Annotated in this window: 15 protein-coding genes, 1 tRNA gene and 1 pseudogene; 6 read left to right on the forward strand and 11 right to left on the reverse strand. The window is 48.6% G+C overall.

The features are described from left to right. Positions 1-3 precede the first annotated feature (3 nt). From AAKU64_RS15265 to AAKU64_RS15295, 7 genes and pseudogenes are all read right to left on the reverse strand, one after another. Positions 4-918: a tyrosine-type recombinase/integrase gene (locus tag AAKU64_RS15265; RefSeq protein WP_354362369.1), complete on the reverse strand. Its 915-nt coding sequence runs from the start codon at positions 916-918 to the stop codon at positions 4-6. Between the two features lie 68 nt (positions 919-986). After that, positions 987-1,061, reverse strand: a tRNA-Arg gene (locus AAKU64_RS15270). A 159-nt stretch (positions 1,062-1,220) separates the two neighbouring features. Further along, complete coding sequence (locus AAKU64_RS15275) at positions 1,221-1,589, reverse strand: helix-turn-helix transcriptional regulator (protein WP_354362370.1); 369 nt, start codon at positions 1,587-1,589, stop codon at positions 1,221-1,223. Between the two features lie 109 nt (positions 1,590-1,698). After that, a complete protein-coding gene (locus AAKU64_RS15280; protein ID WP_354332356.1) occupies positions 1,699-1,947 on the reverse strand; it encodes a hypothetical protein in 249 nt (82 codons plus the stop codon). Between the two features lie 102 nt (positions 1,948-2,049). Beyond that, positions 2,050-2,592, reverse strand: a pseudogene (locus AAKU64_RS15285) (SDR family NAD(P)-dependent oxidoreductase); the annotation flags it as partial. 162 nt (positions 2,593-2,754) lie between these two features. Beyond that, complete coding sequence (locus tag AAKU64_RS15290) at positions 2,755-2,880, reverse strand: SDR family NAD(P)-dependent oxidoreductase (protein ID WP_354332354.1); 126 nt, start codon at positions 2,878-2,880, stop codon at positions 2,755-2,757. A gap of 209 nt (positions 2,881-3,089) precedes the next feature. Next, positions 3,090-3,287, reverse strand: coding sequence for a YqaE/Pmp3 family membrane protein (locus AAKU64_RS15295; protein ID WP_354332352.1), 198 nt, complete (start codon positions 3,285-3,287; stop codon positions 3,090-3,092). 661 nt (positions 3,288-3,948) lie between these two features. On the opposite strand from AAKU64_RS15295, the gene AAKU64_RS15300 reads away from it, so the two are divergent. Together AAKU64_RS15300 and AAKU64_RS15305 are read left to right on the forward strand one after the other, a co-directional pair. Continuing rightward, positions 3,949-4,509: a c-type cytochrome gene (locus tag AAKU64_RS15300; protein WP_322120810.1), complete on the forward strand. Its 561-nt coding sequence runs from the start codon at positions 3,949-3,951 to the stop codon at positions 4,507-4,509. Between the two features lie 196 nt (positions 4,510-4,705). Continuing rightward, positions 4,706-6,016 carry a DUF945 family protein gene (locus AAKU64_RS15305; protein WP_354362371.1) on the forward strand — a complete coding sequence of 437 codons (1,311 nt, stop codon included), beginning with the start codon at positions 4,706-4,708 and terminating at the stop codon, positions 6,014-6,016. Between the two features lie 86 nt (positions 6,017-6,102). Here the strand turns inward: AAKU64_RS15305 and AAKU64_RS15310 are convergent, their stop codons facing one another. Further along, on the reverse strand, positions 6,103-7,377 hold the full coding sequence (locus AAKU64_RS15310) for a glycerate kinase type-2 family protein (RefSeq protein WP_354362372.1): 1,275 nt from the start codon (positions 7,375-7,377) through the stop codon (positions 6,103-6,105). A 137-nt stretch (positions 7,378-7,514) separates the two neighbouring features. On the opposite strand from AAKU64_RS15310, the gene AAKU64_RS15315 reads away from it, so the two are divergent. Further along, entirely contained in the window at positions 7,515-8,705 is a 1,191-nt protein-coding gene (locus AAKU64_RS15315; RefSeq protein ID WP_354362373.1) for a serine hydrolase domain-containing protein, read from the forward strand. A gap of 199 nt (positions 8,706-8,904) precedes the next feature. Here AAKU64_RS15315 and AAKU64_RS15320 read toward each other — a convergent pair whose 3' ends face one another. From AAKU64_RS15320 to AAKU64_RS15330, 3 genes are all read right to left on the reverse strand, one after another. Continuing rightward, complete coding sequence (locus tag AAKU64_RS15320) at positions 8,905-10,143, reverse strand: acyltransferase family protein (protein WP_354362374.1); 1,239 nt, start codon at positions 10,141-10,143, stop codon at positions 8,905-8,907. A gap of 89 nt (positions 10,144-10,232) precedes the next feature. Next, complete coding sequence (locus AAKU64_RS15325; RefSeq protein WP_354332341.1) at positions 10,233-11,000, reverse strand: LytR/AlgR family response regulator transcription factor; 768 nt, start codon at positions 10,998-11,000, stop codon at positions 10,233-10,235. Beyond that, entirely contained in the window at positions 10,988-12,109 is a 1,122-nt protein-coding gene (locus AAKU64_RS15330; RefSeq protein WP_354362375.1) for a sensor histidine kinase, read from the reverse strand. Before AAKU64_RS15330 ends, AAKU64_RS15325 begins: the two co-directional genes overlap by 13 nt. Positions 12,110-12,548: 439 nt before the next feature. Between AAKU64_RS15330 and AAKU64_RS15335 the strand changes: the two genes are divergently transcribed. The 3 genes from AAKU64_RS15335 (at position 12,549) to AAKU64_RS15345 (ending at position 15,327) form a co-directional block, all read left to right on the forward strand. Next, entirely contained in the window at positions 12,549-13,109 is a 561-nt protein-coding gene (locus AAKU64_RS15335) for a phasin family protein (RefSeq protein WP_322120678.1), read from the forward strand. Between the two features lie 267 nt (positions 13,110-13,376). Next, complete coding sequence (locus tag AAKU64_RS15340) at positions 13,377-14,552, forward strand: acetyl-CoA C-acetyltransferase (RefSeq protein ID WP_354332338.1); 1,176 nt, start codon at positions 13,377-13,379, stop codon at positions 14,550-14,552. A 97-nt stretch (positions 14,553-14,649) separates the two neighbouring features. Continuing rightward, positions 14,650-15,327, forward strand: coding sequence for a hypothetical protein (locus AAKU64_RS15345; RefSeq protein WP_354332336.1), 678 nt, complete (start codon positions 14,650-14,652; stop codon positions 15,325-15,327). Positions 15,328-15,399 lie beyond the last annotated feature (72 nt).

Genomic DNA, 15,399 nt, shown 5'->3' on the forward strand with positions numbered 1-15,399 from the left:
ATGTCACATGTGCCGCTTCAAACAAGAAAACCAATCGCAACAGTGGCCACACCCATGCTCGACTTTACTGGTTTGGGTATTTTGCAAGAAGCTCAAGGGAGATAATTTTAATGCAGCTGTGGCGTAGGGGTGTCCGCTGTAGCCGTGAATTGATCGCATCAAGTCAGCTGCCTGCTTGGGTTCGGTAATGGCCGCATAGTTTGTTTTGGGAACAGAAGCCAAAGCGCCCTTTAAGTCCGAAGTTACATCGCGCTCTGCCGATCCAGTTGCAACGGCATATCTGAACACTTGACCACATATTTGTTTTATTCGATGCGCTGTCTCAATGGCACCTCGCGCCTCCATTTTTTGTACGGCTGCCAGTACATCACGCGGTCCAATCTCAATAATAGGTTTGCTGCCAATGTAAGGAAAAATATCTTTTTCCAACCAAGTGGTTAATTTTCCTTGAGTACTTTCGACGCGATTTGTTGCTGTTTTTTTAAGCCATGTCCGTGCGACAGCCTCAAAGGTATTTGCGGCTGAATCTGCACGCGCTTGTTTATCGTCCCGTTTGGCTTGTGCAGGATCAATGCCGTCAGCTATCAACTCCCTTGCAGCTTCACGTCGCTTTCTCGCTTTGGCAAGAGAAACCGCTGGATATACGCCTAACGCTAATGTTTTTTGCTTGTCGTTGAATCGGTAATTTAATCGCCAATATTTTCCCGAACTCTTAACCAGCAAAAAAAGTCCTTGCCCATCGGTGAATTTGTTGCCTGCAGGCTTACCGTCATGTTTTGCTTGCCGAATAAATGTGTCTGTTAATGCCATACCGCACCCCATTTGTTGGTACCTGAGTTTCTGCTTTTTATAAGTACCAACAGAAGTACCATGATTTTGTTGGTATCTGATAATACTGTAATGGATTGGGTTGGACAAGAATTAGTCTGAGCAGCTATAGAGCAGGCTGATTTTTGGACTTGATAACATTGGGTTAGACAGTGCAGTGGTGCGACCGACAGGAATCGAACCTGTATCGCCAGCTTCGGAGGCTAGCATCCTATCCGTTGGAAGACGGTCACGTGCACAAATATTTGCAGAGCGCTATTGTAGCCGTTAGGGTTTCAATATGTATAAAAGAAAGTGATTTAATTTAATCTGGAGAGAAATTAAATACTATTGATCCATGCAAACTCATTATCAATAAGATCAGCAGCTTCGCCTTAAACTTTGATCTTACGTCAGATATCACAAGGCAACGTTGGTGCCAAAGGGTCTAGGTTTCCCTGTAATTTTCGGTACGATCCAGAGGTCATTCCCGTCCAACACTTAAACGCACGGATGAATGAATTGCCGTCGTGGAATCCCAGTAGATAGACAATTTCGTTCGGCGAGATGGTTGAGCGGGCGAGGTAATGTTGCGCTAGTTCTTGGCGCGTTTCTGTCAGCACTTCCTGATAGCTCACCGACTCGTCGCTGAGATGTCTTTGTAACGTACGCTTGCTCATCGCCAGCCGGCTGGCGGTATCCTCAATTGCACTTAATCCGCTTGGCAGCATCTCCAGCAGAGCGCTTTTGACTCGCTGTCGCACACTGGATGACTTATCCAAATCAGAATGCCTGCGCCTCAAACCCGGCTCAAAAAATAACCACATGGCATCGTTCTCGGTCAAAAACGGACGGCTAGCATCCCGGGCAGAAAATACAATGTGGTTGACGTCAGCTTGTCGTATTGGCCGCCCGAAATATACTTCGTATGGGGCGCTGCGCTCGGGCAATTGCGTCAGCAGATTCCTCCAGCGCGCGCCACAAATTAAAATATTGGGCAAGCGTTACGCTAGCGTCCTTGCATGCAAACAAGTCGCCCGGCAATTCCGCACGCTTCAGAACTTCAACAGGATTGAGTCCCATATCGGCAATCAACAACCTCCACGTTGGCTGGACGATGAACTGAGTGGCGTATTTCATCTTGGTGTTCTAATTTGCTCGCAGAATGCCGCTGCTTGGGTGGCTTGATGAAGATTCATCAAGTTTAATAGAGGCTCCAAAAGAATCTTCATCCAAGCTATTTCAAAAACCCATCTGAGCCTTAAGCCCGCCGATAAAGGTATCGTCGTCCTGTGTCTTACGACCCGCGATCATTTGCCGTGCGTCTTCACCCGCAGTGTAGCGAAGCTGGCTGCTGCCATCGGTGACTGCGCTATAAATAACATCAGCGACGACCTCAGGTGCCGAGGCATGTTGGGCAGACGGAGCAAAAGAATCGAACAGGCGTTTTACGGTGGGTTGATATTCAGCTAAGGACTCGTCGTTGTGGAAATCAAATGAGCGGCCACCAAAGTCCGTTTTGATCACGCGGGGTTCAACGATCTTCATCTTGACGCCAAAACATTCCAACTCGTAATGCAAAGCTTCGGACAAACCCTCAACGGCGAATTTGGTGCCGTGGTAAAGGGTGCCCAGCGGAAATGTCATCTTACCGCCGATGGACGAGATATTGACAATGGTGCCAGATCGCCTGCTGCGCATGTGAGGCAGTATCGCGGTGGTCACTGCCAGCAGACCAATTACATTGGTGTCGAACTGGCGCCGAATACTATCCATATCAAACGCCTCAAGCGGTCCATAGGCTCCTTAGCCAGCATTACTCAGCAGAACATCAATCTGTCCGAAACCTTGAATCCCGCCTGAAACTGCTTGCTCTACCGACGCGCTGTCTAGCACGTCCAGTTGCGTGACCAGCACGTTCTCAAGGGCAGATAGCTCCTTCTCATGCTAGGGATGTCGCATGGTCGCGATGATATTCCAGCCTTTGGCCTGAAAGTGCTTCGCAGTTGCCTTACCAATCCCACTGCTCGCACCGGTAATTAAAATGGTCTTGTTTATGTCAATTTTCTCCAAAAAATTCCGTTCGGTTTCGTCTTGTTTCGTCCTGCTTCTTCCTGCTTAGCTCTGTGAACGGTGGAAAAAATTATTGCATGGCGATGCGGCTGGCACACTAGCTATTGACGCCAATGTACAAGCAGATCGTGCCAAAGTGTGCCATTTCGTGCCATTTATGCTTGGAATAGGGTTCGTATTCAGCTTCGTACCCAACTCTGCATTAAAACTTAATTACGTCTTTGTCCCAATGCTTTTTCAATTTTTTGATCGGTTTTGTATTGGCTCAGCGCATACACGGCCCAGATGGTTGCCGGAATCCAGCCAAGAATCGTGATTTGTAAAATCAAACAAATGATGCCCGCAACAGGACGACCAATCGTGAAGAAAGTTAACCAAGGAAATATCAAAGCAATGAGTAAGCGCATTCAGGTACCTTCAAATCAGTAGATTAATAAAACAGGCTGGGTAAATTTAGAACTCGTCTTCTCTGCGGCCATCCACATTGGCTATCAACAAGAGTTTCGACAAAGTTATTCAAACGCTACCATAGTTTAATTACAGGACTTACGCAAATTATCAGCAATCCATTATGGATGAATATAATATACTCCCACTATGTATATTTAATTGTCCAGGTAATTGCTGGTCTATGTAGCGATTTTTAGATAAAAGCAGGGGAGTATAGCTAAATAATTTTTACAAATATTAGAACTTACACAAAAATCTGCCCCCCCTCACTAAGGTGACACCGAGGCAGAGAGAGAAAACAAGAGAATAGCGAATCAACACTTTTCCCTGCCTTGATTGTTGCTTTGTTTCTCCGAACTTCTGTGTCATTGGGGTTTGAAGCTTTTTCATCCAGTTTCAATGACAATGGCAGCAAATTTATTGAGATTGGGTTTGCTGTCTCGTGATTTTTATGCGCCTATGAACGGGTTCTTGTGGGTTTCTGGTCATTAATGCGTGGGTTTTTCATTCCAAACCGCAAGCTTTCACCTATAATCACAGGTTTGATGAGCTTAGCAACACAATAAGCTCGTTTGCAGCGCCCAGATTCAACTATAAATAAATTGCCACGAGGACTCCATGAGCAACGCACACGACCCGCACGACGACCACGAATCAGCGATCAAGACTCCAAAACAACTGATAGTTGCGATTGCTGCCAGCTTTCTGGTACCCATCATCATCATCGTTCTGCTAGTCAAATTTGTGACCACCGATAGCAAAATCGGTGCAGGTTCTGATGCACAAACACCAGAAGCCATTGCCGCTCGTATCAGCCCAATCGCTGATGAAGGCTTCACATTCAAAGACGCTAACGCACCTAAAGTATTGCAATCCGGCGAGGTTGTCTATAAAGCAGTGTGCTCTGCCTGCCACGATACCGGTGCTGCGGGTTCACCAAAATTTGGCGACGCAGGTGCGTGGTCTGCACGTATTTCTCAAGGTTACGATACGTTGGTATCACACGCGATTGCAGGTATCCGCGGTATGCCAGCCAAAGGCGGCAATCCTGATCTGGACGATGTTGAAGTTGCCCGCGCTGTAGTTCACATGGCAAATGCCGGTGGTGCCAAGTTTAAGGAACCTGAAGTGAAAGTCGCTGCCGCTGCAGCAGCTTCTGCAGAGGCATCTGCTAAATAAACTGTAGTTGCACATCATCTAAAAGCCAGTCTCATGACTGGCTTTTTTCATACATCTTCACTAAGATTATTTGTTAATTTTACAATTAACATATTACAATTCTGATCTCACGCAAGAAGACGTTCTTGCATTTTTTTGATCCATCTTTTTGATCCGATCCGGACTTCCAGTGAAAAAAACTTTTGCCCTTGCCACTATGGCAGCCACTCTGCTGTGTGCATTTCCTATTCACGCAGATGAAAAACCAGCCACCGTCGCTCCTATAGCTGTAAAACCCCAAGCTGCGCCATCCAACCTGACAAAAAACCTTCCCGACTCTGCAATGTGGCAAGTGTTTGAGGCAGTTACCACTGAATTGCGCAGCCTGCGCCCGCAACATCTCCCTGCAAGCGCCTTGGTGAGTAAATACAATGCCTTCGATTTTTCGCCATCGACTAAACAAAAATTATTCAAAGTATTTGGTACAGAAAAACCGGTACATATAGATGCCAAGTTACGTGCAGACGGAAAAATTGATCTGTCCGTGCTGGTCGATGCCTTGAACTACGCTGATCCAGTAATGAACTCCACTTTTCAGTGGGCGCCGATTACAAGTAACAGTAGTTTCGATGATAGCTTTCGCCAAGTCGACATTACCGCAAATATGCCTTGGTTCAGCATCGCAGATAAAGGTGGTTTGACGGTCAGGGCTGACGACATCAGCTACCAGGGCGCGCAATCCGTCAGCACACATGGCGGCTGGCTGGGTAAGGCTAGCGTCAAAATCGCGACGATCGATGTTAGCGACGCAACTAACGCTGTACACGGCGCAGCAAAAGACTTTACTGCCACATTTGATATTCAACAGCGTGAGAAATTTGTTGATATCGACTATCAGCTGGCTCTGCAGTCAGTCAAATGGGATAAAGATGAAATTGGTCCTATCCGCTTTGGGATCAAGCTGAATAATCTGGACGAACTCACCATGTCTAACCTGAAAAAGGACATGGAAAAATTAGAAACACGTAAATTACCAGATGCTAAACGCAACGCTGAAGTCATGGCAGCGATGAAAAAAGCGGGTTCAAAAATCATCACTCCGCTGAGCTCTTTGGATATCCAGGAATTATCAGTGGTGTATCACGGCTTTAAAGCCTTAGTGACCGGAAAAGTCAGTTTGAATAATACGAAACAAGCTGATTTTTCCTCTTTCGAGAAGCTCAAAGATAAGCTGGTAGCGCACTTTGATATGGAAATGCCGATGGGACTGGCCGAAGAGATTTCTAAGCTCGTTGCCCGTAGGTCTCTTGAACAAAAAGCAGAAAAAGGCCAGGTCGTGAGCGAGGATGCCGTCAATCAGACTGCGAACTTACTGTTGACTCAGACCATAGAAAATTTGCGGGCGCAAAAAATGATTGTTGTGGACGATCAGACTCTGCGCAGCAAAATCGATTTTGCTGATGGCAAATTGCTGGTCAACGGCAATCCGGTGTTTTCACCATCGCCAAAAGCTAGTACAAAAAAATAAGCTGTCAGTTTCTGCATTGGTTTTGAAAATAGCGCGTGATCATCAAGGGAGACCGGCTTGATCAACGCGCTGTTTTTTTATCGGTATTACAGTATCAGCATTGCCCGGAAATCGTTGACATTTGTCAGCGTTGGCCCGCTCACAATTAAATCGCCTAAAGCGGAAAAAAATCCATAGCCGTCATTGTCATCCAAGAGTACCGCAGGCCGCAGCCCTAAGCCTTGTGCGCGCTGTATCGTATCTGGTGTGCAGATCGCTCCGGCATTATCTTCCGAGCCGTCAATGCCATCGGTGTCACATGCCAGCGCATAAATCCCGGGGTGTCCGTCCAGCGTTTTTACCAGGCTGAGTAAAAATTCTGCATTGCGCCCGCCGCGCCCTTTACCACGCACAGTGACGGTCGTCTCACCACCTGACAAGATCACACAGGGTTTGCTGAATGGTTGATCTTTGTTTGCAATCTGTTTTGCCAGCGCTGCATGCATCATGCCTATGTCGCGTGCTTCGCCTTCTATTCCATCAGACAAAATATAGGCATTAATCCCGGCTGCACGCGCTGCGCTTGCTGCGGCATCCAATGCATGTTGGGCGGTGGCGATGATGTGATGCTGATGTTGTTGAAAAATCGGGTTATCCGGTTTTGGCGTCTCACCTGCACCGGATAACAAATGCTGCTCGATATTTGCCGGAATAGTGATCGCGTATTTGCGCAAAATGGCTAATGATTGCTCGCAGGTGGTCGGGTCTGGCAAGGTCGGGCCGCTGGCAATCACACCAGCTTCGTCACCCGGAACATCGGATATCAGTAGCGTCACCACTTGTGCTGGTGCGCAAGCCAATCCCAGCCGACCACCTTTGATCGCAGACAAATGCTTACGGACGCAGTTCATCTCACCGATGCTCGCGCCGCTTTTCAGCAGTGCTTTATTGATTGCCTGCTTTTGCTCCAGCGTGATATTAGCGGCTGGTAGCGCGAGCAAGGATGATCCGCCGCCAGAGATCAGACATAGCACCAGATCATCCGCAGTTAATCCCTGCACCATCTGCAATATACGAGCGGCAGCCTGCTGACCTGCAGCGTCTGGTACCGGATGTGCTGCCTCGATTACTTCGATTTTTTTGCAGGTTGCACCATGCCCATACCGGGTTACCACAAGGCCGGTGAGTTGATCCGCATTTCCTCGCCAATGTTGCTCAACTACCTTAGCCATGGCTGCTGCACCTTTACCCGCACCGATCACAATCGTGCGTCCTTTGGGCGGTGGCGGCAGAAAAGCTGGCAGACATTTCTCTGCACTGACGGCATCCACCGCAGTCTGATACAAGGAACGTAAAAAAGCGTGCGGATCGGAGATTGTCATCACAGGTCTTTAAAAAATGAGATTAACAGGGCTTACGCACAATTGTCCCGGCAAGGAGCCGGACCGGAACTGGGGCAGTTTTGCGTAAGTCCTAATTAAAGTAGGATAGCGCTTTTAACCCTTTGCACAATACGACGATGATAAACCAAAGCAATTACGATTTTAGTTCCGTCCATCATGCCATGCAGCGTTATGTTGATAAAGAGATTCTGGCGGGCGTGTCCACTGCGGTGCTGGTCGGGCGCGACCTGGTCGATGTGCATTGTGCTGGCTGGGCAGACAAAGAGAACGGTATCGCTTTGCGTGAAGATCATTTATTCCGTATTTTTTCTAATAGCAAACTGGTGACTTCGATTGCGGTTTTACAGTTGATGGAAGTGGGAAAACTGCAGCTCGACGACCCGATTGAGCAGTACTTACCGCAACTGGCCAAGCGCCGCGTACTCAAACCCGGCGCGACCAGTTTGGATGATACCGAACCCGCCCGGTCTTCTATCACCATCCGCCAGTTACTGACACATACCTCGGGCTTGAGTTATGGCCTGCTGGATCACGGCAGCATGATTTACAAAGCGTATGTAGAACGCAAAGTATTGAATGCGGCAGCCCCTTTATCTACACTGATCGATGTGCTGGAAGAGCTGCCGTTGACCTTCCATCCTGGCACACAATGGGAATATTCGATTGCTACGGATGTCTTGTCGCGCCTGGTCGAAGTCGTCAGTGGAGTCCCTTTTGATGTGTATTTGAAGGCGCATATTTTTGATCCGCTTGGTATGCAGGACACCAGTTTTTGGGTCACCGGCGAGAAGCAGACCCGGCTAACGGCGTATTACGCTGGCAGCGATCCCAGCAATATTCTGCAACGTGGACTGAAGCGGCTGGAAAAATCCCCCTACCCCGGTGCTTTCGTCACGCCGGTGCCGCGTTTGTCTGGCGGCGGCGGTCTGGTGTCCAGCTTGCACGACATGATCGCGCTGCTGCGCGGACTGCTGCCTGGTGGTTTTCAGCTACTACAACCCGAGACCATCGCCCTGATGATGCGCAATCATTTACCAGACGGTACGGGCATCGCTTTTCCGGGTGTGGGTAACATCCCGGGCAAAGGTTTCGGGCTGGGTGGTGCCGTGACCTTGGTGCCATCGTCAATTGATCCATCGGCCTCTACCGGTGAATTTGAGTGGGGCGGCATCGCGGGAACGCATTGGTGGATTTCACCCAAGAACAACCTGGCTGGCGTGCTGATGGCGCAAAAGCAGATGAGCTTCTGGCATCCGTTTTCATTTGAATTCAAACGCCTGGCGTATCAGGCGGTTGGTGCGGTTTAGATTGGCGGTTTTTGCTGATATCGTCGAGGTGCATGGAAAGTCAGGAAAAGCCGCCTTTCCATGCCCCGAGGTTAAACATATACTAGGATGGAGTAATTTTTAACGTCCAATCATTCTCTGGACAATTAAGTTAATTATTGATGATACTCCCCTTATTTTGACATTTAATGGGGAGTTTTTCTGTATTTGTTTAATTTGTTTAGGCTGCGATGTTGAGATGGGCAGGGGGATTGATTGCCGCATCTTGCCTTAATGACACGTCGTCTTTGACTTTCGCTATCCCAAACAAAGGCCGTAACAGCGCAACCCGACGTACTATTTCAAAGATCCCAAAGCTGATCGTCAAGGTGAGTAAAATCAAAATCGGACCTTCGATCGCTGGCGTGAGTTTAGCTGGTTTGAAATAATGTGCCATCACGATGATCAGTGTTTGGTGCACGATATACACAGGGAACACCGCTTGCGTCAGATAACGTCGCTGGCTGCTGTCAAATTGCAGGTGGCGATGGGCAAAGCCGCAGACTGCGAGGATGGCGCTCCATTGGCACAAGGCATACACCACACGTTGCAAGTGACGCCAAAATTCGACCTGCGACGCTGGTATCACTGTCTCGCCCATGGCGTAATACACAATCAGCGAACCCCAGCATGTGATGGCGATACCCAGATTGAGCCAACGTTGCGGATTAAGCCGTGCCCAGAAGTTCGCTTGCGTTGCTAACAGCGCGCCCATTAAAAACAGCACAAAATAGTTGGCGTGGTTGTACCAGTCATCCACCAGTGCATGGGTTTGCGGAAAACGACTAAACAGGCAGATACGTTCGATCGCAAAAATAGCCACGGGCAGAGCAATGATCTTCCAGCCCGTCAGTAAATTCGCCAGCCAGTCAGAGATAGTGTTAAAGCGTTTGCCCAAGGCGAGTATCAAACAACCGAGCACGACGCTGTACACCCAGAGATAACTGACAAACCAAAGATGATTCCAGGTCGGCAGGCGGAGGCAGCCGTCTTTGTCGCAAAAGCCGTGGTAGGCCTTTAAATACAGCTGCATAAAGTCGAAATAGCTGCCTTGGTAGGCGACTTTTTCCATGACTTCAAAATACGATTGTGGCGGTACGATCACCAGCATGCCGAATAACAGCGGTATCAACAGACGGCTGCTGCGCTGGCGCATGAATTGTGTTGCGCTAAGCTTTTTCAGCATGAAGGCCGACGCGACACCAGAAATCATAAACAGCAAACTCAGCCGCCATGGCGATGACAGCATCATCAGCGGCTCTATCGCGTCACTGGCGAAAGCACTTTTGATATGAAAACCCCAAGTCACGTAATACATGCCGGTGTGATACACGATCAATAGCATGAAGGCAAAAATACGTACCCAGTCCAAAAAATATAGGCGAGCATTGATATTAGTATTGTCAGCGTATGGGTTCATGGCAGCGATCTCTGAAGTTGTTTAGATTGAACAATTTCAGATTAAATCGATGCACAGACAGAGGCCAGCGGAATGTGGCGAGATGGGATTTAGCCGGGGCGAGTCGGAATTGTCTGCAATTTTTCCATCACTTCCGCCCGATATTGGCGACTGCAAGGTACTCGTGCGCCGCCTCGTAATACCAGTTCGCAATCGCCTTTATCTAGAGTAACGATGCTGTCTATCCAACTCAACTGCACCGCTGCACGACGATGACAGCGGATAAATTGTGCGCCAAGCTGATCCACTAATCCGCTTAAGGTCTGGCGCATTAGGGGATGCTCGCCGGCAGTGTGCAGCACCACATAATTGTCGGCAGTTTCTATCCACTCGATATGTTCAACACGGACGACGCGGGTAACGCCACGCTCGGTAATTAATAGCTGCTGGATCGCATGACCAGTGCCAGCCACTGGCACCTTCGCTGGCAAGGTTGGCGTCTGGCTGCGGTCTTTAAACCTAGCCCGTACTCGCTCCAGCGCGCGTTGCAAACGGCTCTGATCAAACGGCTTCAGCAAATAGTCAATCGCATTGGCGTCAAACGCCTGGATCGCATATTGGTCATAGGCAGTCACGAAGACGATCAGCGGTGCAGGGCCATCAAGATGATTGGGCAGTGATGCGGCCAGTTCCAGTCCGCTGACTTCTGGCATTTGGATATCGAAGAAAGCGACATCCGGTTTGAACTCCGCCATTGTTTGTAAAGCCTCAATTGCATCCCGCGCTTCTTCCATCGCGCTGATATCCGGTTCTTGCGACAACAGGCGGCGCAGCTTGTCGCGTGCGGGACGTTCATCATCGACAATCAGGACGCGCATGCGGTTCTCCAGGGCAAACGCATTTCTGCCAGAACACCAGCGGGACTGAGCTGAGTAAGCCTGAGGCTTGCAGTGTCGTCACCGTATTGCAAAGCAAGGCGTTCGCGGATGTTGCGCAGACCTATGCCGGAATGGCCGTCAGAGTCTGCATCTTTGGTCTGAAGCTTGCCCTGATCATCTCTCAGCCGCAGGACTAGCATATCGGATTTGCCGCTGTCGTCCACTTCACCTGTCTGATCCCTCTCACGCTTTGCGCTGATCTGGATATGCGTAGTTTGGCGACACTGCTCGACCGTATGCTTAAAGATGTTTTCCAGCAGCGGCTGCAGGCTCATGACTGGCATGGTGCAGGTCAAAGTGTCGGGATCGATTTGCCAGTCCAATGTCACTCGATCAGCATAGCGCTCTGCCATGACGCTGGCATAACCTCGCACCAGGCGCAACTCGGTGGCGAGCGGCGCTTCATGCTGCTCGCTGACCTCTAAGGTGGCGCGCAGAACATCAGCTAGCTGAATTAGCGTGGCATCGGCTTTTTCGACATCGGTGTGCATCAGGGAAGAAATCGTATTGAGCGCATTAAATAAAAAATGCGGCTGCATCTGCTGCGTCATTCTTTGCAACTGCGCTTGCCGTAACAAGGCATTCGATTGTTCGGCGTGTAGTTTTTGTTTGACCAGCTCAAAGTAAGACAGCAGGCCAAACAAAATCACCATAAACATACTCAAAAATATCGAGAGCTTGATCGATTCATATAAAAATAATTCTGGCCAGGCCCGGTGATAGTAAGACATACCCATGAGTGCATACACCGCATGTCGTATGCCAAATGTGATCGGTACAAAACAGATCCATTGCAATGGCAAGCACAAAATTTGCAGCGCAAACCAGCGCCACGGCGTTGCCAGCAAGTAGTCATACGGTTTTGTCAGGCGCCTTTGTGTGAGCCAGATAAATAGACCGGTGATTGCAGACGAACTTTCCCACAAGATCGGCTGCCAGAGTAGCCTGCCGCCGTCGCGCTGGAAGTCCTGTACGGCAACCGAGACCATGAGCAAAGTAAACAACAGCCATGCCATGACGACAGTGATTTTGCTGCGGGTGGAATGCATACGTTTGTACTTGGTTACGTTAATCGATGTAAAAAAGACTGCCAGACTGCCGCGCTAAAGCGCCGATGATTGCCGATTCTGTCCTGTCTGTCAAAACATGCGATGTGACTCCACCGTAGCAGAGGAACTAATCATCAGGCAAATTTGTCAACATTCTGGTAATGAGCATATTCTGCGACATTGAGAAAGTGCCATTGCAAAAATGATCAATTTTTCATATAAATGAAGAACGAACGGCAGAAACAAGTCCTTACAAGTATTTTGGTGCAGCGCACAAAAAAATACTTGACCCGATAAATTAAAGGCGTACAATAAGAATTGTTGCGGTGCACCATTCAGGTAAATGAGATGGAAAGCGCTGTCAAATTCCGCATTCGGATACTTACTAATAGTCACGAATACTTAAGAATACTCACTTTTATCTTTCCAGGAGAACACCATGTTCACAACACCAGAACAATTTATCGCTGCTACTAAAACTTCTATGGAAGCGCAATTCGCTTCTTTGACCGCTTTGAACAAAAAAGCATTTGAAGGCTTAGAGCAAATTTTTGCTTTGAACGTCAGCGCTGCTAAAGCGACTTTGGAAGAAGGCACTGCAACTGCTAAGCAATTAGTTGGTACTAAAGATCCAAAAGAATTTATGGCTCTGGCAGCTGCTCAAGCACAACCTAGTGCAGAAAAAGCATTGGCATATGGCCGTCATCTGGCATCCATCACTTCTGCTACTCAAGCTGAATTTACTAAAGCAGTAGAAGCACATATCGCTGAAACAAATACTAAAGTCGTTGCTTTGATCGACGAAGTCACTAAAAATGCACCCGCAGGTTCCGAGCAAGCAGTAACAGCATTGAAATCCGTCATCGGCAATATCAATGCAGGTTACGAGCAATTGTCTAAAACTAGCAAGCAAGCTGTTCAGACTCTGGAAGAAAACTTGGCAAATGCCACTCAGCAATTTACACAAGCTGCTGAAAAAACGACTAAAAGCAAGAAGTAATACTTGATGGTACTTGCAGTGCTTAGCTGAAACATCAGCTGCAACGCATCAGGCAACACGGTTTTAAAAATGGGCTCTCGGAAACGATGAGCCCATTTTTTTCGCCCAGTTTTAATCTGCTTTTTAATCTACTTGCTAATACCGCCTCTGCATCAAACGATATTAGGCGATCCTGAACGGTAAGGATTAAAATGGAAAATAACAAGGGGATTTAAAAAATGCCCATCATTCCAAGCTCACCCATGAGCATTCACCGAGGAGATTCACATGCAAGACGTCGTCATCGTTGCTGCCGGTCGCACCGCAGTAGGTAAATTTGGTGGTTCATTAGCAAAAATTGCCGCTTCTGATCTTGGTGCACATGTCATCCGAGGTTTACTGGCCAAAACTGGTTTGAGTGCGGAACTGATCAATGAAGTTATTTTAGGCCAGGTATTAACCGCAGGCGTAGGCCAAAATGCGGCGCGTCAGGCAGTGATCAAAGCGGGTTTGCCAAATATGGTACCGGCATTTACGATCAACAAAGTCTGCGGTAGCGGTCTTAAGGCGACGCATCTTGCCGCGCAATCCATCAAAGCTGGGGATGCCGATATCATCATCGCTGGCGGTCAAGAGAATATGAGTGCTTCGCCCCATGTTCTCAACGGTTCCCGCGACGGTTTTCGCATGGGTGATGCTAAATTAGTCGATACCATGATCGTCGATGGTTTATGGGACGTGTACAACCAATATCACATGGGTATCACTGCTGAAAACGTGGCTAAAAAATTCGGCGTAACGCGTCTGGAGCAAGATGAGTTTGCACTGGCTTCACAAAACAAAGCAGAAGCGGCACAAAAAGCCGGTAAGTTTGTAGATGAGATTCTGCCCTTTGAAATCGCCAGCAAAAAAGGCACGACCGTATTTGATAGCGATGAGTTCATCAAGCACGGTACTACGCTGGAATCGCTCTCCAGCTTACGCCCGGCTTTTACCAAAGATGGCACAGTAACCGCAGGTAATGCCTCTGGTTTGAATGACGGCGCAGCAGCGGTCATCATGATGTCGGCACGTAAGGCTGAAGAACTGGGTTTGCCGGTATTGGCACGTATTAAGGCCTATTCCTCTGCCGGTATTGACCCAAGCATCATGGGTATGGGACCGGTGCCCGCTGCCCAATTATGTTTGCACAAAGCAGGTTGGAATCATCAAGATCTGGATTTGATGGAAATCAACGAAGCCTTCGCCGCACAAGCAATTGGCGTCAATAAGGAAATGGGCTGGGATACCAGCAAGATCAACGTCAATGGAGGCGCGATTGCGATTGGCCATCCTATCGGTGCATCCGGTTGCCGTATTTTGGTCAGCCTGATCCACGAAATGATACGACGCGACGCCAAGAAAGGACTAGCCAGTTTGTGTATCGGTGGCGGCATGGGCGTGGCGCTGGCGATAGAACGGTAGTCGATATCAGCACCATGCATTAGAAGTTCTGATGTTCGTCAGCGGATGCAAATCAATCATTGCATCCGCTTTTTACTTTGTCTGGAGAGCCTGTGCAATGCTGATTAATTACCCATCGCGCCCGTCATTACCGTATGTCCCCCTGCAAAAGGGAACCGACTTCTGGATACTCGATAATGCCTTGCCTGATCCAGATGCAGTACGCCAGCGAATTTTGACGCGCCATGACTGGCAACTAGGTTTCCCACATAGCAAAGAAACTTGGCCAGGTAAGCGTGTGCATGATGCCTTGACTGCAGAAGAAATGGCACCGATAGAGCAATGGGTTAAAACGGTGACGGGTAAAGATAAGATTTGGGTGACCACCGCACCGGATGGGCAAAAGCTGGATCACAATGTTGGGCAAATGGTCGGGGCGACCGAAAGCGGTGCACGGCCCCATACCGATAGTCGCGTCTTTTGCAGATACGCCGCCGTCATTTATCTGACACCGAATGCGCCCGAGGATGCAGGTACCAGCATCTTCCGCCTACGTTATCCCGATGGCACTTTAAGTGGGAATATTTGTCCTCCACCACATCGCAATTTACTCGATGCGCTCAAGGTACGCTTTTTGCCGCCACAAGCCTGGCAAGAAGATTGTCGCCTGAAAAATATTTATAACCGCATGGTCTTATACAAAGCTAATCTGGTGCACAGCGCGACTGCTTACTTTGGTAGCGAAGACCACGACAAACGGCTAACGACCGTATTTTTTTGGATGGCGGAGGATTAGCACTTACGCTACAAAGATATAAAAAAATCCCGCAAATTTCGCGGGATTTTTTTATTGGACGGTACAACTATT

The organism is Undibacterium sp. GrIS 1.8, from assembly GCF_040544445.1.
Taxonomy (GTDB): Bacteria; Pseudomonadota; Gammaproteobacteria; order Burkholderiales; family Burkholderiaceae_D; genus Undibacterium.